The following is a 23,438-nucleotide window of genomic DNA, read 5'->3' as shown; positions in this document are numbered from 1 at the left end:
TAGTTTAATATGCAATAGATAAATTTAATAAAAAATTATTGTATCCTAAAATATAATATATTTATTTTTTTAATATAGTTAAAAATTACTTTAAAAAATATATTAAAATACAATACAATAATATAATTAAGCCCGATACAAAAATAGGATTTGATTTGAATTCTGGATTTACAGAAAACGTAAAAGAATACCGCAATAGAAAAAATGCTATAGGATATTCATTTTTATTTAATGTTCATGAAATGATAAACAATAATGAAATAAAAACTCTTTCTATAGATAATATAAAACCAAGCAAGGAAAATATACAAAATGGTACTTACACTCTGTCAACTACATTTTATGCTGCAGCAACTAAAAGAGATTTAGAAGAAAATCCTAATGTGCAGAAATTAATAGATTTTATGCTTTCAGAACAAGGTCAGTATTTAGTTGAAGAAACTGGATATACTACAATTAAAAATTAATTTTTTAAGTTCAAATTTATTAATTATGTATTATAATATTAATAATTAATAAAAACTTTACGGAGAGTTAGTATATATGTCAGATAAAAGCATAATCTTATTATTTCATGGAGCAAATAATTATGAAGAAACAAATAAAATGTATGCTGATATAATGAAAAGATTTGAAAATGAATTTAAAGATTTTTATATAACAGATGCCTATAGTTCAAGTGCTATAAGAAAAATGATGAAAGAAAGTTCTGATTTTCCTGCTGTTAAAGACAGATTAAATGAATTAAAAGATAAGAATATAAGAGAAGTTTATATAGCTCCTATAGTGCTTCTTCAAAATAAAGATTATATGAGAATATTTCATACGGCAGTTCCTTTTAAAAATGATTATTCTGTATTGAAATATGGAGAATCATTATTATCAATTCCAAGCGATTATGATAATATGGTATCTATAATAAAAGATAAATTTAATGATTATGATAATTATACTTATCTTTTTATAGGTCATGGAGGAAAGCATCATTCTAATTCTGCTTATGGAATGCTTGCATATAAATTAAGCCTTCAAAATGAATCTTATTTATCAATGACTTTTTCAGAAGGTGTTAGTTTAGATGAAATAAAAGATAAATTATTAAAGTTAAATAAAAAAGTATTAATAATACCAATATTAATATCAAAATCTTTTCATTATAAGAAAGATATATCAGAGAGAATATTTAATGCAATAAAAGAATTAGGTCTTGAGGCAGAAGTTATAGATAAAACTTTGGGAGAGTGGGACTCCTTTATAAATCTATGCATAAATAAAACAAAAAAACTAATAAATGAAAATTAATTCTGATTTTTTTAATAAAATTTCATTTTAATTGTTATATTATATAAAACAATTATTCTAATAATTTTTGAATACAAAGAATATTTTACTTAAGGAACATAATGAAAAAAATAACAATTTTATTAATGGTTATTTTATCAGCTGCTTTATTATCATGCAGAAATAAGATAACTTTTGCAGAAGATATTGATACAGCAGCAGATGATAATTTATATAAAGATGATATCAAATATGCTTTAGAAATAGATAAGGCTAATGCTCAAAATATGGAAGAGGCATTAAGAAGATACGCTGACAATCATAATGGTAAATACAAATTAATATTCACTGGTACTTCTACTAAAGAATATACTATTTGGACTTCTATAACACAGATGCTTGAAAATACTTCATTAAAAGATATAGAAATGGAAATATCATTTAAATATGTTAATTTTCCTAATAATAAAATTCCAGATTATATATTAGTAGCCAATGCAATAAATAAAACAGTAGTAAAAGTAACACTTCCTGATACTATAACGGATATAGGTGAATATGCTATTTACTGTCCTGCTTTAAGGGATATACAGCTTCCTAGCAGTTTAGTAACTATTGGAAATAGAGGATTGATAGGATGTGCAAATCTAAAGAATTTAAAACTTCCAAATTCATTAAAGTCAATAGGTCAAAACGCTATCAAAGGATGCGGATTTTCAAGCATAGAGATTCCTGATTCTGTAACTTATATAGGCAAAGCTGCTTTTGGAGATTGTGAGAGTTTAACTTATATAAAATTGCCTAGCGGATTAAAAGAAATACCAGAAAGCATAATTGAAAGTTCAGGAAGCTTAACTACTATTACTATACCAGCTTCTGTAACAAGGATAAATAATTCTGCTTTTTACTACTGCATAAAATTTGAAAGCATCAAATTTGTAATAGATGATCCTAATAAAATAACAGTAGGAAATAGTGTTTTTTCGGGCTGTCCTTTAAAGACAATATATGTACCAAAAAGCAGCACCGCTTCTGATAATGATTGGAGAAATGCATTGCATGTTGGTTTGGAAGTAAGTGTTGTGAAATATTGAATTTAAAATAAAAAGTGCAGAGAATTTGTATATTCCCTGCACTAAAAATATAATATTAATTTTTATCTCTCGCTATTAAATGATAAGGCACAGCTACAAAACATATACCGCCTATCATGTTTCCTAGAGTAACAAATAATAAGTTATAAGCATATCCTCCAACTGTTACATTAAGTTCTGAAGGAGTTAGTAAGCCTACAGTCATTAAAGTCATATTTGCTATACTATGTTCATAGCTGCTTGTTATGAAAGCAAATAAGCACCAAAATATCATTATTAATTTACCGCTGTCTGATTTACATCTGAAACTGCACCATACAGCAAGACATACTAATGTATTGCATAATATACCTCTGAATAATAATGCCTGAGGACTTAAAGTCATTTTAGTTAATGTTGTTTTTACTATAAAATCTCCAATAGCTCCAGTTGAAAGACCAGCTAAATAAAATAATAAAGCTACTATAATTGAACCTAATAAATTTCCTATATAGCTTACAACCCAAACTTTAATTGTATCAGCAAATGTAACTTTTTTGTTTAACATTCCTACAGTCATAACTAAATTATTTCCTGTAAATAATTCTGCACCCGCAATTACAACTAAACTTAAAGCTATACCGAAAGATACTCCCATTATTATTTTAGTTCCAGTAAAATCTCCAAGCAAACCGCCTATAGAAAATATTAATAGTATACCAAGTCCTACATACATTCCTGCAAGCATTGATGATACGAAATATCCGAAAATATTGTTTTTTAATAAATTTGATTTAGCTAATGATCCATTGCATACAGCATTTAATTCTTCTTTAAACATAATGTACTCCTTTCCAATAAACTGGTGTATAAACTTCTGCTATTTCAGGTAATTGAACATCTTTTAAAGCCCATTTCTTGAACTCTTCAAAACCTGTTCTATCAACTATATATCCCACATGCTCCTTTCCTCCAGGTGCTGAGAAATCTATATATTTTTTAACATATTCATAAGTATTTAGTATTATCTTTACTATACTGTCTTCATCAGCCCACTTTATGAAATCTTCTCCAAGTCTAGGATTCTTTTTACCAGTACGTCCCATTATTGTAAGTCTGTAATATCTTTTTTCGCTCCTAGTCCAAGCTCTCATAGGGCATTGTAAAACACATTCCCCGCATCCTATACAGCCTTTATGATTTCTTTCTATTTTGTAATTAACCATGCTAAGTACATCAGCAGATTTTCTTTTGCAGGATTTTATGCATGCCTTACAGCTTATGCATCTGTCCTTTTCATATTGAGGATGAGTCATTCCTATAATACCAAAGTCATGCATTCTTACTTTAGCACAATCATTAGGGCATCCAGTTAAAGCAACTTTAAAATGAAGGTCATTAGGGAATATTGCTTTTTCTATTCTCTTTGCAAAAGCTGTTGTATCATAGCATGCGAATGGACAAACTCTGTTTCCTATGCATGCTGATATATTTCTAGTTCCTGAAGAAGTGTAGCCTTTTCCTGCTTCATCCTGATTTATTCCAAGTCCTTCAATTATAGGCTGTATAAGTTCATTAACTTTAGGCATATCTTCCATTTTTATATCAGGAATTTCAAAACCCTGACGCACAGTCATGTGAATGGTTCCGTTTCCGTAATTATCAGCTATATTTTTAATGATATCCAAATATTTTACATTTAAATGCCCACCAGGAACCCTTATTCTTGAAGCTGTTAAACCTCTTTTCTTTGTAATACGAAATGCATTCTTTTTAAGTTTTTTAACATTTATATCCAACATATAATAACTCCTTAATCAAATAAAGTTTTACCTTTAACATAATTAAATACTGGTCCGTCCAAGCAAATATAAACATCATCTATTTTACAATGTCCGCATTTTCCTATACCGCAGCACATTTTTCTTTCATAAGATACCCATATATTTTCTTCTTTGAATCCGAGTTTTTCTAATTCCATTATAGAAAATTTCATCATTGCAGGCGGTCCCACTACTATAGCAGCCGTATTATTCATATCATTTATTTTTAATTGAGGTATATATTTAGTTACAAGCCCTATATTTTTATCGTATCCTTCAGGAGCAGCATCAACAGTTAGTATGAGATTCATATTTTTTTCCCATCTTTCTATATCTTCTTTAAATAAAATATCATTTGGGCTTTTAAAACCTATAATGGCAGACATTTCTTTTCTGTCATTTTTATTATTGCTGAAATAGTCTATGACTCCCCTTACAGGAGAAACTCCAGTACCTCCAGCAATGATTATAATATCTTTATCCTTATATAAATTAACATCAAATCCATTGCCGTAAGGTCCTCTCATAAAGAGTTTATTTCCTACATACTTTTCAAATATTTCATTTGTAACTCTTCCTACTTTTCTTATAGTTAAATCTACGCTTCCCTTTTCTATTCCGCTTATAGATATTGGAGCTTCTCCAAATTTAGGAATCGATACTTCAAAAAATTGTCCTGGTTTTGATTCTCCGTTAAATGCCATTTTGAAAGTGTACTCTATTTCTGTATGTTTTTTTATATCCAATATTTCTGATAAAAAAGGCACATATTCATTATTGCTCATTACTCATTACCTCCTTCATTCCAGCTTCCAATTTATTAATACAATTAGAATAGGATATATATTCAGGACAAGCATCATCGCATCTTCCGCAGCCTACGCACATAGTATATCCATTTCTCTTTTTATAATCAAAAACTTTATGCATAACCTTAAAACGCATACGCTCTCCATTTTTCTTTCTATAAGCACCGCCTCCAGCAACATCTGTATATTCATCTACCATACAAGATGCATGAACTCTTCTCCTTTCTCCTACTTTTCCATTATCAGTATAGAATATATCCTGCATAGTAAAGCATGTGCATGTAGGACATACAAAATTACATCGTCCGCAGTTTATACATCTTGTGTCATATTCATCCCACATTTTAGATTTGTAAATATCCAAACTTAAATTATCAGGAACTTTTACCTTTATATCATTCTCTTTAACATAGTCTGCCTTAACATCTAATTCCTGATATGAACTTAATAAAGCCTTAAAATCTGAATTTTTACAGTCTATTTCAAAATGATTATCTCTGGCATTTACAGCCAAATCATATTCATCACATTTGTTGCTGTTCATACTTACACAAAAACAATTATCAAATGACTCTGAACATCCTATAAGTACAAATTTAACTTTATCCCTAAGACGCTTATAATAATAATCTTCATATCCGTTTTTTAGATAAATTTGATCTAATCTCTTTACAGCATGCAAATCGCAGCTTCTTAAAAATATTAAAGCTCCTTTATCTCTTTCAATATTTGCCTCTTTTACTTCATCTTCAGTAAAGTAAAATAATGTCTGAGTTATAGGCAAAATAGATTCCTTAAAAGAATAATTCGATTTTTTATGAAACTCTATATCATCAATATTTGATATAGAAGCATACCTAACTATATCTGTATCAGAAAATGTACCAGTACCCTTGAACATTTTAGGGGCATACAGATAATAGTCTTTCTTGAGATTGTCGATAAGGTTTTGAAAATCTGACTTATCCAGCTTATATCCCATACTATACCTCCATTTAATTATGATATTATTATACCAATTAATAAGAATAAGTATGTGATATATATCACACTGTTATATAAAATTCTATTTTTTATGTTTATATATCGTAGAAATAATTTCTTAATTTATCAATATCTTTTATGAAAATAAAATTATCTTTAAATTCTATGAATCCTAATTTTGATAGCTTTTTTATTTGTCTTGAAACGGTTTCTCTTCTTGAACCTATCATTTCCGATATGTATGTTACAGTTAATGGTACATTTATTTTTACTATATTTTCACATGATATGCCATTGTCTTTTGCCAATTTTAATAGTTTTGAAGCCAATTTTTTTTCGCATTCTAAATTATTCGTTGTATTTTGTAATTGTCTGTAAAGTCTTCTTATATTCAAAGACATTAAGTCCAATATAGTTTTAGATAATATAAAGTCTTTTTCCATAGCCTTTATGAAAATATCTGATGGTATGAACATTACAATAGAATCTTCCAAAACCTCGCAGTTTATAGATACTTTTATACCCTGAAGACTATGTTCATTTAATAGCTTTCCTTCATCAAATATGAAAATTATTTTCTTGTCCCCAAAATTATTTAATTTATATAAAGCTGCCTTACCTGAAACTATTATGTAAATATTATTTATTTTATCCTTATCCATGAATATATGTTCTTTTTCTTTATATATTTTTAGGCTTGAGAATTGTTTTATGTATTCTATAGTTTGGGAACTAATATTTTCAAATATTTTTATTTGGTTAAAGGCTTCATCTAATGTAATCATAACTGTTCATTAAACAATATAATTATATTAAAAAAAGTCAATAACTATTGATAAAAAAAAGATAACTTGCTAAAATTAGACTTATTATTTTTATAGAATTTTGGAATTGGAAATGTACTTATGAGAAAGAAATTGACAGTTGGAAGCAGAGCCAGTAAATTGGCATTGGCACAGACTAATATAGTTATAGATAAATTAAAAAGTATTGATGCATTAAATGAAACAGATATAGAAATAAAAGAAATAACAACAAGCGGAGATAAGCATTTAATAGAAAATCCAAATAGTAAGGAAAAATCATTAAAAGGTGCTTTCACAAAAGAAATAGAAGAGGCGTTATTGGATAAAAGAATAGATTTTGCTGTTCATTCAATGAAGGATATGCCTACTATTAGTACTAAAGGACTTATATATGCTTCTGTACCTGAGCGGGATGATGCCAGAGATGTTTTAATTTCAAAAAATAATATAAAATTCAAAGATTTAAGAAAAGGTTCTATAATAGGAACTACATCTTTAAGGCGTTCAAGTTCCGTTATGCAGCTTAGAAATGATTTAATTGTAAAACCAATAAGAGGAAATATTCATACTAGATTAAAAAAGATGGAAGCAGAAGATTATGATGCTTTAATACTAGCTTCTGCTGCTATGCATAGGCTTCATTTAGAATATATTATAACAGAATATTTTTCTATAGATGATATACTGCCTGCCCCAGGTCAGGGAGCATTATGTGTTCAATGCCGAGAGAATGATTATGAAATAATAGATATATTGAAACTTATAGAAGATAAAAAAATAAGAGAATTAGTTGATATAGAAAGAGAGTTTGCATGCCTTTTTGACAGCGGATGCAATTCTCCTGTGGGATGCTATACTGAAGTTACTGATAATAATATAGTACTTCATGGAAACTTCTTTTATAATGATAAAAATTATAGGGATAAGATTTGTCTAAATGAAGTAAATAATAAAAATGATTTAGCTAATGAACTTTATAAAAAAATAAAATTAAAAATGCAGTCTGATAATTAATAAATATTTATATATTTAAATAAGTTTTAATTTTTTCTTTTATTTCTAATGCTTTTTTAGGGTTCCCATTTGCAGATATGCCTATAGAATACTCTTCATTTTCTATATTGGTGCAAAAACGTATATTCATATTATCTTTTGATGATGCATTATTAATTAATATATTTTTTGCAATGCATAAATTAGATATTTCATTATTGATTTTTTCATCATTGGTAGCTGCTACTACTAAAAAATATTTTTCTAATAGTTTTTCATTTAATTCGAATTTACTTTCAATTAAGGTTATCTTATTTGATTTATTTAATTCAATTATATCTTTTAATGCTTTATCAGAAATAACGGTAATATTATTGCATTCGTATTCTAAAAGTTTATTGATCTTTCTTAATGCAACTTTTCCTCCTCCTATGATTAAACATTCCTTATTCTTTATATTTATAAATACTGGAAAAAACATTATTAAATCTCTTTTAAGTATCTGCTTAAATCTTTTGCATGATATGTGATTATTATATCAGCACCAGCTCTTTTTAAAGCATGCATATTTTCTAAAACGGCTTTTTTTTCATCTATAAATCCAAGTTTTGATGCAGCCTTAATCATAGAGTATTCTCCGCTTACATTATATGCTGCTATTGGAATATTGAATTTACTGCTTACATCTTTTATAATGTCCAAATAGGATAGTGCGGGCTTTATAATAAATATATCTGCATTTTCTTTTATATCATTTTCTATTTTTGTTATATATTCTTTGCTGTTTCTATAATCCATTTGATAACTTTTTCTATCTCCGAAACTAGGTGCTGAATCGGCAGCTATTCTAAAAGGTGAATAATAACAAGATGCATATTTTACACTATATGACATTATAGGAGTATTATAATAACCATTTTTATCTAAAATATTTCTAATAGCATAAACATGTCCGTCCATGCAGTCTGAAGGAGCTACCATATCACTTCCCGCTTCAACATGAGATAATGCTATTTTTGCTATATATTCAAGCGTAGAATCATTATCAACATTGGTATCGCATAATATACCGCAATGTCCATGCGAAGTGTATTCGCACATACATACATCTGTTACAATTAAAAGTTCAGGAAAATTTGATTTTATGTATCTTACCGCTTTTTGTATAATACCATTTTCATTATATGCTTCGCTTGCAGTTTCATCCTTATCTTTTGGTATTCCAAATAATAATATTCCTTTTATACCCAAACTTACTATTTCTTCAAGCTCTTCTTTTAATTTGTCTATAGAAAATCTGAATTGATTAGGCATAGCTTCTATTTCTGTTTTAATATTGCTTCCTTCCTCTATAAATATAGGGTATAAAAAGTCATTCATACTTAAATTAACATTTGATATTAAATCTCTTATAACAGCATTATTCCTTGTTCTTCTGGTTCTTCTAAACATATTTTTTATCCCTTAATATTATTTATCTTCTAATAATGATTTTATAACTCCCTCAGCATAAAACTCATCAGCTTCTAAATGTACATTTAAATTATTATCCTTTAATTTTTTACTTGTTACAGGTCCTATAGATACTATTTTTTTACTTTCAATCAAAGAAGTATTATAGTTGATAGATTCTAAAAAGGATTCAACAGTAGACGGACTGAAAAATGTTATATAATCCGTCATATTAATATTTTCAATCATTACTTTCTCTTCATATTTGATTTTTTTTGTGTTGTACAATTCTAATTTTGTGAAGTTTCTTTTATATTTTTTGCTAATATCATCTTCATCCACAGGAGATATGTTTGATGTAATTATTAATATATTATCATCTTCATTTGTATGGTTTACAGACTCTTTTATTAATTCATTTACCAAAAATTTATTAGGATAAAAATCAGGTTTTATTTTATATTTTTCTAATGTCTGCAAAGTAGCCTTTCCTACAACGCCTATTTTTATATTATTTAAAATTCTTAAATCATCTATTTTGCTAATAAAAGCATTAGCCCCATTTGATGAGCATAATAATACAGCTTTATATTTATTTAAATCAGCAAGCTCTTTATTATTATATTCTATGTCTATCATAGGAAGAGAGTAGCATTCTGCTCCTAAACTTATTAATCTATTATATAATATATTTGCTCTTTTTTTATCTCTTGTTATTAAAATGGATTTTCCGCTTAAAGGCATTTTATCATACCAAGAAAATTTATTCTGAAATTGAACAACATCTCCTACAATGATTGCGGCAGGGGATTTAATTTTATTTCCTTTTGATAAACTCACAATATTTTCTAAAGTTCCTGTTATTACTCTTTGATTAGGACGGCATGCATTCTCTACTATTGAAGTTTTAGAAGATTTTGATTTTCCATTTTCTAAAAGTCCATTAACTATTTTTTCAAGATTAGCTATACCCATTAAAAATATTAATGTTCCTTCCAATTTTGATATTATTGGAAAGTCCAAATGATTATATTCGCCCATAGCATGTGCGGTAAATACATGGAAACTTCTTGATATATTTCTATAAGTAAGAGGAATGCCTGCATATTCGCACGAAGCTATTGATGAGCTTATTCCTGGTACTATTTCAAATTTTATATTATTATCATATAAAAAATCTAATTCTTCTCCGCCTCTTCCAAATACTAAAGGATCTCCTCCTTTTAATCTTACAACAGTTTTATCTTCTAACGCGTATTTTAAAATAGTTTTATGTATTGTATCCTGAAGAGTATGATTTCCATGTTCTTTTCCTAAATAAACAAGTTCTGCATTTTCATTACAAAATTGAAGTATGCTGTTGTCTACAAGCCTATCATATATTACACAGTCGCATATACTTAAAACTTCTTTAGCTTTAAGTGTTAAAAGTTCATAGGATCCGCATCCTCCTCCTACAATATAAACTTTTCCAGACATGTTTTATCCCTTCTATTCAATTAATAAAAAAATACTATAACAAAAAAAATATTTTGTCAAATTACAAGTATTAGACTTATTTAATAACTTTTAATTCATATTAAAATTCTTATAATAAAAATATATAAAAAACAAGTATTTTTAAGAAGTTACAAAAAGTTGATAAAATATTTTATATCAGTTTTTAAAAACAAATTAATAAATATTTGTAGTATATTATTTTATGATGTTTTATTATTATAATAAATGAAATATTATATTTGAAGTGATAAACTTGCAGTTAATAACTGACAAGAAAGTTATCAGCTATTTTTAAGCAACTTTATCACTAACATAACCAATAAATTATTATTTATTAGTTTTTTTCTTTGTTTCTTTTTTAGGAGATGATTTTTTTGATATATTTTCTCCCTTTATCATTTTCATAGCAGCTTCAATTAATTCTTTAGCTTCTTTTTTACTTTTAGCCTCTGCTATTATACGTACAATAGGTTCTGTATTAGATGAGCGTACATGAAGCCATCCATTTTCTAAATCTATTTTTATGCCATCAATAGCTGTTATTTTAGCTTTAGGGTATTCAGTTTTTATCTGTTTTAAGAAATTATCCTCATCGATTTTTGCAACTTCTAATTTTTCTTTAACTATTTCATATTTTGGTATTTCATTAACAAGCTCTGTTATAGTTTTTCCAGTTTTTGCCATTAATTCCAATATCAAAGCTATACCCAAAAGAGAATCTCTTCCAGGTGTTACTGAAGGAACTATTATTCCTCCATTGCCTTCTCCTCCGAAATACAATTTATTTTTTACAACATGAGAAGAAACATTTATTTCACCTATTTTTGTTCTATCAACAGAATATCCTTTTTCTTTTGCTAAATCATCTATCATTCTGGATGTAGATAGGTTAACAGCAGCATTTCCCTTTCCTACAAGCCATAAATATTTAGCACATAAAGCCAAAGTATACTCTTCACTTATGATAGTACCGTCATTAAGAACTATAGCAAGTCTGTCTGCATCAGGGTCTTGAGTAAAACCTATATTAACTTTATTTTTTTTAACTAAATCAGACAAACTTTTCATGCTTGCAGCAGAAGGCTCGGCAACATGAGCAAATTTACCAGTATGCTCTTTATTAATAGAAACTTCTTTTACTCCCAAAGCCTTTAATAATGGCGGCGTAGCAAATAAACCTGTTCCATTAACATAGTCGCATGCCACTCTAAAATTAGACTTTTTTATTTTGTCTACATCTATAAATCTAATAATTCTTTTTATATGTTCTTCTATAGCATTATCTATTTTTTGATATGTTCCTGTTTCTAATGCTTTTACAAATCTTGATGATTTTTTATCATAAAGCTTCATAAGTTCATTAACAGCTTTTTCATCTAAGAATCTTCCTTCCTTTCCTATGAGTTTTAAGGCATTCCATTCTATAGGGTTATGACTTGCAGATATCATAATACCGCCATGTATTTTAAGTTTTTCAACCATATATAATGCTGTTGGGGTAGGGGTTATTCCTATATCTATTACATTTATTCCAGATGCCATTAATGTTGAAACTACTGCATTTAATATGGATTCTCCTGTTATTCTTGTATCTCTTGCCACCAAGATTTTGGCTTTCTTTGGAAAAAGACATGCAAACGCTGATGTGTAATCTACAATGGTTCTTATATCTAAACCGTCACCTATTATTCCTCTTATACCTGATATACTGGTTTTTAATGTAGGCATTTAATACTCCTAATTATCATAAATATTATATGTTTATTATTTTTTAATAAATATATTTTACTATTTTAACAATAGTATAATAATTTTCAATTATTTATATATTTTTTTATTAAAATTTAGGTCCGAATCTAAATCCGAATTGTGCCCCAACTTCAACATTTCCAAAAGACTCATTTTTTACAACATACAATTCTTTTGATGTTCCGTCCCAATAATCACCGAAATCATAACCGATATATATGCCTACATTAATTGCCATATCCTCTCTAAAAAAAATAGAATAATCAAAAGTGCCTCTTATATACATTCTAGGATATATATCCTGCTTTATTTCTACAGTATCTTTTGAATTATAAAAAAGAATATTAGGCGATAATGTAAATCTGAATCCAAAATTTATACCTATAGAAAAAGAATCTATATTAAATTTTGGTAATATCCCTATATAAATGTCATTTTCAATAAATTTGTATTTTATATTTCCATTATATTTGGAATATGATGCTGAAGTATAATTGTATCCGAAAACTCCTAATAAACTAATTCCCATATTTTCTTTTAATTGAAACATATATCCAATGTCTGTTTCTATTCCGCATTGAAAGTTTGCATGACCTTTTGGATTTCCTTCTACAGGGACATTTTTATGCACTACTGTTACAGCAGTTCCTAATGGAATATTTACTATAGCTTCAAAACCTCCTTCTGAGGCGGCAAATGATATTTTAGATATTGATAAGAATGCAGATAAATATAATATGCAAAGCAGATTTCTTTTGATGTACAACATTGATTTTCCTTCAGTATAATTAATATATGCTTTTATCAAAATATAATATAATAATTTTATTAGTCAAATTTATTAGATTATGTTTGTTAATTTGACTAATATATTTTAATTCGTATATTTATAAAATATGTTATGATGATTAAATAAGGACAATCTATGTTAAAAAAATCTATATTATTTTTTTCTATGTTTATATTGCTTTCTTCATGCATGAAGAAACTTATGCCGACATATCCTATTTCTAAAAATAATTCAAGTATTAATTCTTCTTCTGGTAATAATGAATTTGAAGAGGAAGTTCCTAATTGGTTTTTGGAAGATGAAGAACAGCAAAGACCTAAACTTTTAGACTCCCAAGTACTTTTTCATAGTTCTGTTGATAAAAGCGGTAATCCTACAAGTATATACAGAATACCAGCTATAACCGTTTCAGAAAAAAATACTATTATAGCAGTTGCTGACAGCAGAAAGGGCAGTTATGAAGATGTAGGATTCAATAATTCTAAAGATATTGATATAGTTGTAAGAAGAAGCACAGATGGCGGGCATACATTTGGAGGCGAGATAATAATACCCCCTAAATCAATAAGTAAAGATGATGCTCATGGGGATTCATTATTTTTTTCATGCAAAAATGGAGATTTAGTAGTTTTATGTTCTGCAGGCGGCGGTTATGCACAGCAAACTAAAAAATATTCAAAGGTAATGATTTCTAGAAGTACAGATGATGGTGTTACTTGGAGTGAGTGGAAAGATGCTGATGGTGATGTAAATAATTTTGGAAGCGGTTTGCTTCAGCCATATAAAAGAGGATTTGCTGCTTCTGGTACAGGAGTAAGGCTTGAAGATGGTACATTGATGGGGGCTATGTTAGTAAATAGCGGAACGGATGCTACTAAAGCTGCTGCTGCTGTTATTGTTTCTATGGATAATGGATATACTTGGCATGTAAGAAGTATTGCTAAAAGAAAATCAGGCACACAAGATGAACCTAAGGTTGTGGCACAATTAAATGATGGAAGAATATTAATGTCTGTACGTTCGGGTCCTTGGAATGCTAGTAGTAAAAAAAGAATATGGTTTCGTTCTCAGTCTGGTATTGGAAGTAATTGGGATGAAATAACAGCTTCTGTAAAAGGAAATTTTAATGATGCGGCATGCAATGCTGAAGGTATAATGTATTCATCTACAAAATATGGTTATGAAAAAAACAGACTTATACATGTTGCTTTAAACTCTGATAATGGAAGGAAAAATCTTACGGCATTTATCAGTTATGATGAGGGTAAAAGCTGGGAAGTAGGGAGGGTTCTTAATTCTTCAAAGGCAGGCTATACTTCTCTTGCAAGACTTAAAGACGGTACTATAGTTGTTCTTAGTGAAGAGGGCAATGGTACAAATCCAAATAAAGAACATTATGATATTGTATTTAGAAGATTTAATCTTGCATGGCTTACAGATGGTAAAGATGTATATAACCCGCCTAATAAATATTAATATGTAAAAAATAATAAAGCATTATAACTAATATGATGCTTTATTATTTATGATGACTTGTTATTCTATTCATGCAGTTTTTATATTCTAATACGAAGTTTTTTATATCTGATATATTGATATTATTATCTTCAGATATTTTTACAGATCTTATTTTATTTAATTCTTTTTCTACAATAGAGGCATCTTCAACATCAATTATAGTTTTTATATCATTTATAGTATACAATAAATCTACAGAATTGCTGTCTTTAGGAAGTGTTTCAGTTCTAAGCATATAGTATAATGTTATTATTAGCTTAGATATTATATCTTCTGTATGAAGCACTATTATTTTTAATACAGCATTTCTAATTTTCATGCTTGCCATTTTTATATAATAAAGTTTTAAAGAATTTTCATGCTCCATAGCTTCTATTAATTCTTCTCTTTTCAATACTTTTATTAAAGAATCTTCTAATACTACAACGCTTGTGGATAATGCCTGATATTTTCCAACAGGTTTGTATCCGTCAATAATACTTCCTTCAGAATAAATTGCTCTGGTGATTAGATTAGAATTTAATATATTATATACTCCAATTCTTCCTGATTTTATAATGTATAAATGTTCGTTTGATTCAAGTTCTGTGTATATGCAGTATCCTTTTTTATAACTGTATGTATTGTCTTCAGATTTAGCAGTTTCTTCTACAGGAGTTAAAATTGATAATGCATTTTTTATTTCATTTTCACTTTCAGGAAATAGCTCTATACATTTTTTGCATAATTTATACGAAGCATCATTGAAGCCGTTATGTTTGTATATATCAGCCATCTTTAATATTTCTTCTTTAGTTTGTCTGAACTGATAAGATATATTTTTATTTTTATGATGACTTGATAATAACATATAATATTTGCTCAGCCACATTTCTAATGATGTATCCAAATATCTATCTATTTTTATCATTAAGTCTTTGCTTTCTATATTAACTATATCATCTATTTTTACTTCCATTACTTCTGTATCTTCTATAGCTTTTACATTATAGAAATATGGTTCATTTAATACAGCATTTACTAATCCTAATATATTTCCTTTATTAAATTCTATATTGTAATCTAAAGTACCGTAAGATATAGCTTTTTCCTTTGTAACTACATAAAAAGAATCTTTAGGATATTGATTCTTTATGTATATAATAGCTGATTTTTGAAATGATAAAGTATTGTAGCTCATATTTAATTTCCATTAATTGATATATTATGAAATTTACAGTTTATAGAATGATCATTTACAATTCCTATACCCTGCATATAACTGTAAACGATAACACTTCCTACAAATTTAAATCCTCTTTTTATTAAATCTTTACTGATAGTATCAGATAATTCATTTTTTGCTGGTATTTGGGAATCATCGTTTAGTTTATTATCTATTTGCTTATTATCGGTAAAAGCCCATATATATTTGTCGAAACTTCCAAATTCTTTTTGAACTTCAATAAATTTTTGTGCATTTAATATTAAAGCATTAATTTTTCTTTTATTTCTGATAATTCCCTTGTTATTAAGCAGCTCTTCTATTTTTTTATTATCATATTTAGCTATCTTTTTATAATCAAAATTATCGAATGCATCTCTCATATTTTCACGTTTATCTAGTATGCATTTCCAACTGAGTCCTGCCTGCATGCCTTCTAGTATAAGCATTTCAAACAATTTCCTCTCATCATGGCATATTCTGCACCACTCCTCATTATGATATTTTATTTCTATTTCACTTTTAGCCCATTTGCATATACTATCGCTCATTATTCATCCACCGTTATACTAGATTCATAATCATCTACTTTTATATTATATTTTCCTTTTTTTAAAAACATGGAATAATTATCCTTTTGTTCGATTATATTTACTATTTTCTCTCCGTTATAATCTATAATGCACCAGTTCTTTATATCTTTTATATTAATATGATATTCATTTCCATTTTTACTTATTTCTATATTATTGTATATGTATTTTTCATTTTCATTGCTTCCCCTAGAAAGCAAAGGCGTTACTCTGCTGAAATAAAGCATATAATCAACTTCATTATTTTTTATATTAATGACTGATTTCTTTTTTTCTTCATTAAACATTTCTGAGTCTTTAACGTTTTCCATTATGAATATATCATTTCTTAAACTGCTTACTTCTCTTTGTAAATCTGTATTTATTTCAAGCTCGTTAATAAACTCATCAGAAACTTTAATCCCATTAACATAATTAATAATTTCTTCTTCCGTATAATTATAGTTTTTATCTATCATATATCAATCCAAAATTTTCTTTTAATTTATTTTTTATTTTATTTATAATTTTAGAAACCGCATTAGATGTTATATTGAGAACTTTAGCTATAAAATCATAAGGAACATTTAATTTTATAGAATGAAGTTTTTTTATGTAATTTTGTTTTTTACTAGCCAAATGTACTGTGAAAATTCCTTTTCTATTGTTTTCTGATATTTGAGCATTTACTTTAGCTATTTTGTCCTGCTGTTTTATTATTTCATTATATTTATTTATATATGTTGCTCTTGCTTTTTCTATTATAGAGTATGCTTCTTCATAACTAATATTAAAATATTTCATTAAAGGCGATGCTATAAGATTAATAAATAATTCTAAATTATGTATAAAGAATGCCAAAGAATCCCTGTCATTAAATTCTTTTTCTATATAGTTGAACATATTTAAAGCTATATTTTCTATATTTGTTTCTTCATCATAATTTTCTGTATACTCATTTATTGAATATGATTTAGTATCATAAAGCACATCATGCAATGTTAAAGAATCTCTATTGCATAATGGGGCATCTATGGATATTTCTTTTTTATTATATTTATTTTTTCTCTTTTTATAATCTATAAAATTTAAATAATGGCTTCTTAATGTGTATGTAAACCATGTTATAAATTTAGCTTCTGTTTCATTGTATTTTAATATTATATTTTCTATTCTTTCTATATAATATGAATAAAACTCTAAAGCATCATTATGATAAGCACCAAAAACTTTTCTAGGATAATTATATATATAATTAGATAAATGATTATTAATTTTTTTTAAAGATTCAATGCTTCTAGCAATTTTATATTCATTTACAGCTTTTTTTATAAACTCATCATCAATCATCATTATCCTCATATTTTAGTATATTAAAGAACATCTCTTTCATTCTTTCATCTTTTATATTTGATTCTTTTATAACATTTTCCATCCATTCTTTATGTTCTTTAGTCAAATTATTATTATTTTTTTCTACATCTTCTTTAGGTTTATTATTATCTATATTACTAATTTCTCCTATTCTAGTTTTTAATTCTACTACTTCTATATTTGTTTCTTTTTTTATGTTTTTAAATATGTTAGTTCTGTTCATAAATATTTCATTGGCCCATACATTGTCTTTAACAATCACTGTAAGTATTCCATTTCTAAAAAATGAAGGATAGCATATTTTTGACAGAACTTCTCCTATAATATCATTCCACTTTTGTGATATTTTAATATAACTTGAAAGATTTATATTCTGATATGATTTTATATTTGAATATTCTTCTAAAGTATTTTTTATTGTATGCATATAATAATTCCTAATATATATCATATAATAAATTTTTATATTATCAATATTAATTATTGGTTGAATTATTTTTTTGCATATTTGTACTGTTTTCCTGAATTATATTTGTATGTGCTGTATTATCCATATCATTATTTGTATTGAATGTATTTGTTATAGTGCTGTTTGTAATAATACTGTTTTCATAATTTTCTAATTCTATAGGTTTTGCTTCTATATCTTCATTATAATCCATAATATTATTTTGATTAGTTATTTGCTGTGCAGAATTAGTATTTATTCCAAGGATTGTTCTTGTTCTAGTTATAGAGTCCTGAAGACCTTTGTATTTTGGATCTAGTTTGAATGCTGACTCGTATACTTCAAGTGCTGAACTGTAATTTTTATCTCTTTCATAAGTTGCAGCCAAATTTACCATATATACTATATTATTGGGACTATAAACAGTAGCTTTTAAAAATGATGATTCTGCCTGTTTATAATCTTCAATGTATAAATATAAAAGTCCTAGATAATTATTCATATATGCATCATTTGGTTTTAAACTTATAGAATGCCTTATAGAATCTATTGCCTGATTTGTGTTTCCTAATTTGTATAATGCATATCCTTTTTGAAAATATAATTTAGATGAGAATCTATTTACTATAATTCCATTTCTTGAAACTCTAAGCATATTTGTATAATCTTTTAGATTCATATATGCATTAGCTAAGTTTTCGAAATATTCTATTTTTAGAATAGGGGAATTGGCTATTTCATATTCAAAAAGTTCGGCTGCTTTTAAATAATTTTTTGCTCTGTAATATCTATATGCATTAGCTAAATTATTTTTATTGTACACAAAATTATCATTAGTTTGAGAATATAATGATATATTTGTTAAAAAAGCAGAAAAAATTAAAATTAATATATTTTTAATTAGCATCTTTTTTGAAACTTTGCAGCCTAAAGTCATTTATCATAGCATTGGCATAAGCTATAGTTGCATCATACATTTCTTCTTTTTTCTTGCCTTTAAAAAATTTGTAAACTCTAGGAGATTGAACATTTAAATAATCAGGAAGTACAATTTCTCCGTCATTAGCTACTTTTAATGCTATGGATTTTATATTAGTCATTTTTTCTATAAAGGCATGCAGGAAGAAGCCTGATTCTTTAAGTATGAATTGTTCTGCTCTGCTTGAATTTTCTCCGTTGTTTAATGCAAATATATAATCAGCAAATATTTGCGGTACTTTAGTTTCGCCTACTGGTATTATAAATTTTTGAAATTGATTGTCATAGTCTTTTATAGCAGTTTCCACCACATAATCGCTTGCAGGTCCGCATAAAAAGAATCTTATAACAGAAAAACAGTTATATAATTCTTTAAAAGCACCATATAAATGTTCTATTTCCTGATCTGCCTTAGGATGCATTTCTTCTAAAGGATATTTTTCAACAGCACTCTTAAACTTTTCTATCATATTGTCTACTTTATTCATAAAAGAATTTTCTTTAGCTTTTTCTTCTTCAGCTTTTTTTCTTTGGCGTTCTAATTCTCTGTCTCTGAGCGTTGTTTTTATATCTTCAAGTATTTTTATTTCAACGATTAAGAAATTTGATATATCCTGTCTATTTTGCAATGCCTCTCTGTATCTATCATTGAAACTATTAACATTATATATCTTACTGCCGTATTTCTCAGCACCTTTTTCATAATCGCTTCTTATTCTAGCTAAAGTTGCATTAATTTCTTTATCGCTTAAACCAGCCATTGAAGACTCCTTTTGAAAAATATTTCTAATCTTATGTAAAATATCATTACAATATATCGAGAACTTTCATTAATTAATTATACAATTTTTTTAAAATAAATCTAGTATACAATCTTATAGTTTTATTAGTGTATTGCAGTTTTTATAGTTTATAATTTATATACTTTTTTACATATTTACATATTGATAATTAAAATAATATATGTTATTTTATTATTAAATAAATATTTATAGGTATTGTTATGTTTGAACCAGATATTTCTGTTAATAAAGTTAATTTTAAAAATGCGGATTTTAAAGGAGTTAATTTAGAAATAGATTTAAATATAAAAAATAATTTTTTTATAGATGTAGAGCTGAATAATATTTATATATCTTTATTTAAAGATAAATTGGGTTCAGGCAATAAAGTAGGTGAGGCTAATTTAAAGGAGTGTTATACTCTGCATTCTAATCAAAGCCGTACTATCAAATTAGATGTTAAAATATACTATTTGGGAATTATAATTAATGCAATACCTGTTTTTCTAAAAAAAGGATTTTCATGCATATTAGATATTGATGTATATTTTAAAATATTATTTTTTAGAGGACATAAAAATATTATAAGGAAAGAATTTTTATCAGTATTATAGAAATTATTTATCTATCATTATATTAAGTATTTCTATATCAGTACCTTTCATGCCTTCTTTAGCCATTCTTCCTATACTGTCAATTGTAGCTTCTATATCATCTTTCACAAGACCGTCCCCCGACTTGAAAACTTTACCATCTCTTGCTAGATTAAAAGCCAATATTCCGCAGTCTACAGCTTCAGAAATTTTTGATGCACATGAAGCCTTAGCCCCATCGCAAACCATTCCTCCTATTGTACATAATGCATTTGTTATAGTATCTGAAATTATCTTATAGTCAGCATCATGCAAATATGCAATACCTGAAGCTGCCCCAGTAGCAGCACATACAACCCCGCAGAATGCTGATAACTTTCCTATATGTTTCTTCTGAAGTATAGCTATTAAATTTGAAAGCACCAATGCTCTGTATAATTTTTCTTCTGATACTTTCATGTATTCGGCATATTGTATTACAGGTACAGATACTGTTATTCCTTGATTGCCGCTTCCTGAATTAGTTACTACAGGCATAGGGCATCCTCCCATTCTGGCATCAGAACCTGCAGAAGCATAAGCTTTTGCTTTGTTTCTAATATCATCTCCATAATATTTAAGGAGTGTTCTTCCTATACATGAACCGTATTCATTTTTTATTCCTTCTTTGGATATGGCTGTATTCATATCTATTTGTCTTGATATAATTTCTCTAATATCTTCTATATTAACCTCATTTGCAAAATTTAAAATTTCTTTTATCTTTAATGATTCTCTGTCTGCTAATTCCTTATCACTGTTTGAGTTATCAGATGTAAATATTTCTTTTCCGTCTTTAATTATTTTAGTGATATTTGTATGAGCATTTTTTATTTCAATACTGGAATATGTATTTTTATACTTAGCTTCTATTATGATATGAAGATTTTCAGAACCTTCTATTAAATCACAATTGCAAAAACCGTTTTTTACAAGTTCTTTAGTTTTATCAATATCTTCTTCTTTTACTGTAGATAATACTTCAAGATTTTTATTAGAATCGCCTCCTATCAATCCTAAAACAGCAGCAATGTCAATTCCTTTTAATCCTCCTGAATTAGGAACAGTTACTCCTTTTACATTTTTTATAATATTTCCGCTGCATTTTACAGTTATTGAATCTGGTATTTCTCCTACAACATCTCTTATTTTTGCTCCCGCATAAGCTATTGCTATTGGTTCTGTACATCCAAGTGCTGGTATTAGCTCTTCTTTTAATATATCTATATAGTTTCTGTATAATTTGTTGTTCATAATATTATTTATATTCCCTAAAATTTCGCAGTTTTAATATTATATTATTCTTTATTATCAAAATCAATATTTTATAATCTAATTTAAAAAAAAATTACGATTTATTAATATTTAACAGTAATATTTTATTTATACTATTGATTTTTTTTTATTTTATGATATTTATAACAGATAAATTTTGAGAGAAGTTAAGTTATGATACCTAGATTACATTTAAAAATAGTAGCAAGATTTAGAGAAGTTTTCGGACATAAAGGCGATACAAAATTATATTTTTCACCTGGAAGAGTAACTATTATAGGTGAGCTTATAGATTATTCAGGAGGCGATACTATAACAGCTGCTGTAGATAGGGGTACTTATATAGTAGCTAGAAAAAGACCTGATAATAAAATTAATATATATGCTCATTCTTTCAAAGCTAAAAAATCATTTACTTTAGATGAATTAGAAAAAAATAAAGATGATGAATGGGCTGTTTATTTTAAGGGTGTTTATTCTGTATTATTAGAAAATGGATATAAACTTCATGGCATGGATTTATTTGTATATACTGATTTGCCTTTTAATACATCTCTTGCTTCTTCAAGTTCATTATGTGCTTGTTTGACTTATGCTGCTTTGGATATAAATAATATAAAGGATATTGAGCCTCTAGATATGGCCAAACTTTCGTATGAAGGTGAAAGAAAATATGCTTCTCATAGAACATCCTTAAGCGATCATGCTACAATTTTTATGGGTAAGGACAATACATTATTTTTCTTTAATATGAATTCTCTTAAGTATGAATATTTTGATTTTAATATGGGCGAATACTGTATGGCTGTAGTAAACAGTAATAAAAAAAGAACATCCAGCGACAGTGAATATAATGCCAGAAGAAGAGAATGTGAGAATGCTTTAAAAAAATTAAAAGAAAAAAAAACTAATTTAAAATCTTTATGCGATTTGAAGCCTAAAGATGCTGATTTTATTAAAGAAACTTTGCAAAATAAAGAACAAAGACGTGCTTTATATGTTTCTTCTGAGCAGGACAGAGTTAATCAAGCTGTAAAAGCTATTAAAAAAGGTTCTATTAAGGATTTAGCAAATTTAATATCAAAAACTCATGACGGATTAAGTAAATTATACGAAGTTTCTACTGCAGAATTGGATATACTAGTTGAAGAATCTATTAATATGGATGGAGTATTAGGTGCTAGAATGATAGGTACAGGTTTTGGAGGAGGAGTTTTAATATTCCTTAAAAAAACAGAAGTTGAAAATGTTATAGAAAATTTATATGCCCATTATAAAGAAAGAACTAGAAGAGATGCTGATGTTTATATATTAAAATCATCTAACGGCACTAGAGTATTGCCTACAGAAGAGTAATTTTTAATTTGAACAAAATTAATTGTTAATAATAAATTA

At 27.1% G+C, this 23,438-nt stretch carries 25 protein-coding genes; 7 read left to right on the top strand and 18 right to left on the bottom strand.

Annotated elements, in window-relative coordinates; genetic code table 11:
- The first annotated feature begins 155 nt into the window (after positions 1-155).
- The 3 genes from Q0J69_RS08460 (at position 156) to Q0J69_RS08450 (ending at position 2,375) form a co-directional block, all read left to right on the top strand.
- Positions 156-467: a hypothetical protein gene (locus Q0J69_RS08460; RefSeq protein ID WP_297206160.1), complete on the top strand. Its 312-nt coding sequence runs from the start codon at positions 156-158 to the stop codon at positions 465-467.
- A gap of 76 nt (positions 468-543) precedes the next feature.
- Complete coding sequence (locus tag Q0J69_RS08455) at positions 544-1,302, top strand: sirohydrochlorin cobaltochelatase (RefSeq protein ID WP_297206158.1); 759 nt, start codon at positions 544-546, stop codon at positions 1,300-1,302.
- Positions 1,303-1,403: 101 nt separating this feature from the next.
- The gene (locus Q0J69_RS08450) at positions 1,404-2,375 is read left to right on the top strand and encodes a leucine-rich repeat domain-containing protein (protein WP_297206157.1); all 972 of its coding nucleotides are present in this window, start codon (positions 1,404-1,406) and stop codon (positions 2,373-2,375) included.
- 55 nt (positions 2,376-2,430) lie between these two features.
- On the opposite strand, the gene Q0J69_RS08445 is transcribed toward Q0J69_RS08450, so the two are convergent.
- The 5 genes from Q0J69_RS08445 to Q0J69_RS08425 all read right to left on the bottom strand — a co-directional run bounded on the left by Q0J69_RS08445 (position 2,431) and on the right by Q0J69_RS08425 (position 6,755).
- Positions 2,431-3,195, bottom strand: a complete 765-nt coding sequence (locus Q0J69_RS08445; protein WP_297206155.1) for a formate/nitrite transporter family protein — start codon at positions 3,193-3,195, stop codon at positions 2,431-2,433.
- The gene (gene asrC / locus Q0J69_RS08440) at positions 3,188-4,156 is read right to left on the bottom strand and encodes a sulfite reductase subunit C (RefSeq protein ID WP_297206153.1); all 969 of its coding nucleotides are present in this window, start codon (positions 4,154-4,156) and stop codon (positions 3,188-3,190) included. Before asrC ends, Q0J69_RS08445 begins: the two co-directional genes overlap by 8 nt.
- 11 nt (positions 4,157-4,167) lie before the next feature.
- Positions 4,168-4,962, bottom strand: a complete 795-nt coding sequence (asrB, locus tag Q0J69_RS08435) for an anaerobic sulfite reductase subunit AsrB (protein WP_297206151.1) — start codon at positions 4,960-4,962, stop codon at positions 4,168-4,170.
- Complete coding sequence (gene asrA / locus Q0J69_RS08430) at positions 4,952-5,968, bottom strand: anaerobic sulfite reductase subunit AsrA (RefSeq protein WP_297206148.1); 1,017 nt, start codon at positions 5,966-5,968, stop codon at positions 4,952-4,954. Before asrA ends, asrB begins: the two co-directional genes overlap by 11 nt.
- Before the next feature lie 97 nt (positions 5,969-6,065).
- Positions 6,066-6,755, bottom strand: coding sequence for a Crp/Fnr family transcriptional regulator (locus Q0J69_RS08425; protein ID WP_297206146.1), 690 nt, complete (start codon positions 6,753-6,755; stop codon positions 6,066-6,068).
- Between the two features lie 120 nt (positions 6,756-6,875).
- Between Q0J69_RS08425 and hemC the strand changes: the two genes are divergently transcribed.
- Positions 6,876-7,790: a hydroxymethylbilane synthase gene (hemC, locus tag Q0J69_RS08420; protein ID WP_297206144.1), complete on the top strand. Its 915-nt coding sequence runs from the start codon at positions 6,876-6,878 to the stop codon at positions 7,788-7,790.
- Between the two features lie 7 nt (positions 7,791-7,797).
- On the opposite strand, the gene Q0J69_RS08415 is transcribed toward hemC, so the two are convergent.
- The 5 genes from Q0J69_RS08415 to Q0J69_RS08395 form a co-directional block, all read right to left on the bottom strand.
- Positions 7,798-8,250 (bottom strand): bifunctional precorrin-2 dehydrogenase/sirohydrochlorin ferrochelatase, encoded by a 453-nt coding sequence (locus Q0J69_RS08415; protein WP_297206142.1) that lies wholly within the window; start codon positions 8,248-8,250, stop codon positions 7,798-7,800.
- 2 nt (positions 8,251-8,252) lie between these two features.
- Positions 8,253-9,221, bottom strand: a complete 969-nt coding sequence (gene hemB, locus Q0J69_RS08410) for a porphobilinogen synthase (protein WP_297206139.1) — start codon at positions 9,219-9,221, stop codon at positions 8,253-8,255.
- An 18-nt stretch (positions 9,222-9,239) separates the two neighbouring features.
- Positions 9,240-10,700, bottom strand: coding sequence for a uroporphyrinogen-III C-methyltransferase (cobA, locus tag Q0J69_RS08405; protein WP_297206137.1), 1,461 nt, complete (start codon positions 10,698-10,700; stop codon positions 9,240-9,242).
- Positions 10,701-11,048: 348 nt separating this feature from the next.
- Positions 11,049-12,449 carry a phosphoglucosamine mutase gene (gene glmM / locus Q0J69_RS08400; protein WP_297206135.1) on the bottom strand — a complete coding sequence of 467 codons (1,401 nt, stop codon included), beginning with the start codon at positions 12,447-12,449 and terminating at the stop codon, positions 11,049-11,051.
- A gap of 109 nt (positions 12,450-12,558) precedes the next feature.
- A complete protein-coding gene (locus tag Q0J69_RS08395; protein WP_297206133.1) occupies positions 12,559-13,239 on the bottom strand; it encodes a hypothetical protein in 681 nt (226 codons plus the stop codon).
- A 156-nt stretch (positions 13,240-13,395) separates the two neighbouring features.
- Between Q0J69_RS08395 and Q0J69_RS08390 the strand changes: the two genes are divergently transcribed.
- The gene (locus tag Q0J69_RS08390) at positions 13,396-14,736 is read left to right on the top strand and encodes a sialidase family protein (RefSeq protein WP_297206131.1); all 1,341 of its coding nucleotides are present in this window, start codon (positions 13,396-13,398) and stop codon (positions 14,734-14,736) included.
- A 43-nt stretch (positions 14,737-14,779) separates the two neighbouring features.
- On the opposite strand, the gene Q0J69_RS08385 is transcribed toward Q0J69_RS08390, so the two are convergent.
- From Q0J69_RS08385 to Q0J69_RS08355, 7 genes are read right to left on the bottom strand one after another with little or no spacing between them, the layout of a single operon-like run.
- Positions 14,780-15,958: a cyclic nucleotide-binding domain-containing protein gene (locus tag Q0J69_RS08385; protein ID WP_297206129.1), complete on the bottom strand. Its 1,179-nt coding sequence runs from the start codon at positions 15,956-15,958 to the stop codon at positions 14,780-14,782.
- Between the two features lie 2 nt (positions 15,959-15,960).
- Complete coding sequence (locus tag Q0J69_RS08380) at positions 15,961-16,533, bottom strand: DNA-3-methyladenine glycosylase I (RefSeq protein WP_297206127.1); 573 nt, start codon at positions 16,531-16,533, stop codon at positions 15,961-15,963.
- Positions 16,533-17,033 (bottom strand): hypothetical protein, encoded by a 501-nt coding sequence (locus tag Q0J69_RS08375; RefSeq protein WP_297206125.1) that lies wholly within the window; start codon positions 17,031-17,033, stop codon positions 16,533-16,535. Before Q0J69_RS08375 ends, Q0J69_RS08380 begins: the two co-directional genes overlap by 1 nt.
- Positions 17,023-17,904 carry a sigma-70 family RNA polymerase sigma factor gene (locus Q0J69_RS08370; RefSeq protein ID WP_366030484.1) on the bottom strand — a complete coding sequence of 294 codons (882 nt, stop codon included), beginning with the start codon at positions 17,902-17,904 and terminating at the stop codon, positions 17,023-17,025. Before Q0J69_RS08370 ends, Q0J69_RS08375 begins: the two co-directional genes overlap by 11 nt.
- Positions 17,897-18,355: a DUF721 domain-containing protein gene (locus tag Q0J69_RS08365; RefSeq protein ID WP_297206118.1), complete on the bottom strand. Its 459-nt coding sequence runs from the start codon at positions 18,353-18,355 to the stop codon at positions 17,897-17,899. The genes Q0J69_RS08370 and Q0J69_RS08365 overlap by 8 nt, the downstream gene beginning before the upstream one ends.
- 49 nt (positions 18,356-18,404) lie before the next feature.
- Positions 18,405-19,313: a hypothetical protein gene (locus tag Q0J69_RS08360; RefSeq protein WP_297206115.1), complete on the bottom strand. Its 909-nt coding sequence runs from the start codon at positions 19,311-19,313 to the stop codon at positions 18,405-18,407.
- Positions 19,273-20,115 (bottom strand): hypothetical protein, encoded by an 843-nt coding sequence (locus Q0J69_RS08355; RefSeq protein WP_297206112.1) that lies wholly within the window; start codon positions 20,113-20,115, stop codon positions 19,273-19,275. The genes Q0J69_RS08360 and Q0J69_RS08355 overlap by 41 nt, the downstream gene beginning before the upstream one ends.
- Positions 20,116-20,357: 242 nt before the next feature.
- Between Q0J69_RS08355 and Q0J69_RS08350 the strand changes: the two genes are divergently transcribed.
- Positions 20,358-20,750 carry a hypothetical protein gene (locus tag Q0J69_RS08350; RefSeq protein WP_297206110.1) on the top strand — a complete coding sequence of 131 codons (393 nt, stop codon included), beginning with the start codon at positions 20,358-20,360 and terminating at the stop codon, positions 20,748-20,750.
- Positions 20,751-20,753: 3 nt separating this feature from the next.
- Here Q0J69_RS08350 and Q0J69_RS08345 read toward each other — a convergent pair whose 3' ends face one another.
- Entirely contained in the window at positions 20,754-22,022 is a 1,269-nt protein-coding gene (locus Q0J69_RS08345; protein WP_297206108.1) for an L-serine ammonia-lyase, iron-sulfur-dependent, subunit alpha, read from the bottom strand.
- 195 nt (positions 22,023-22,217) lie between these two features.
- Between Q0J69_RS08345 and galK the strand changes: the two genes are divergently transcribed.
- Entirely contained in the window at positions 22,218-23,399 is a 1,182-nt protein-coding gene (gene galK / locus Q0J69_RS08340; protein WP_297206105.1) for a galactokinase, read from the top strand.
- Positions 23,400-23,438: the final 39 nt, after the last annotated feature.

The sequence above is a fragment of the uncultured Brachyspira sp. genome (genome assembly GCF_944388875.1).
In the GTDB taxonomy this organism is placed as follows: domain Bacteria; phylum Spirochaetota; class Brachyspiria; order Brachyspirales; family Brachyspiraceae; genus Brachyspira.
This window is presented reverse-complemented; position numbering and strand designations above follow the sequence as displayed.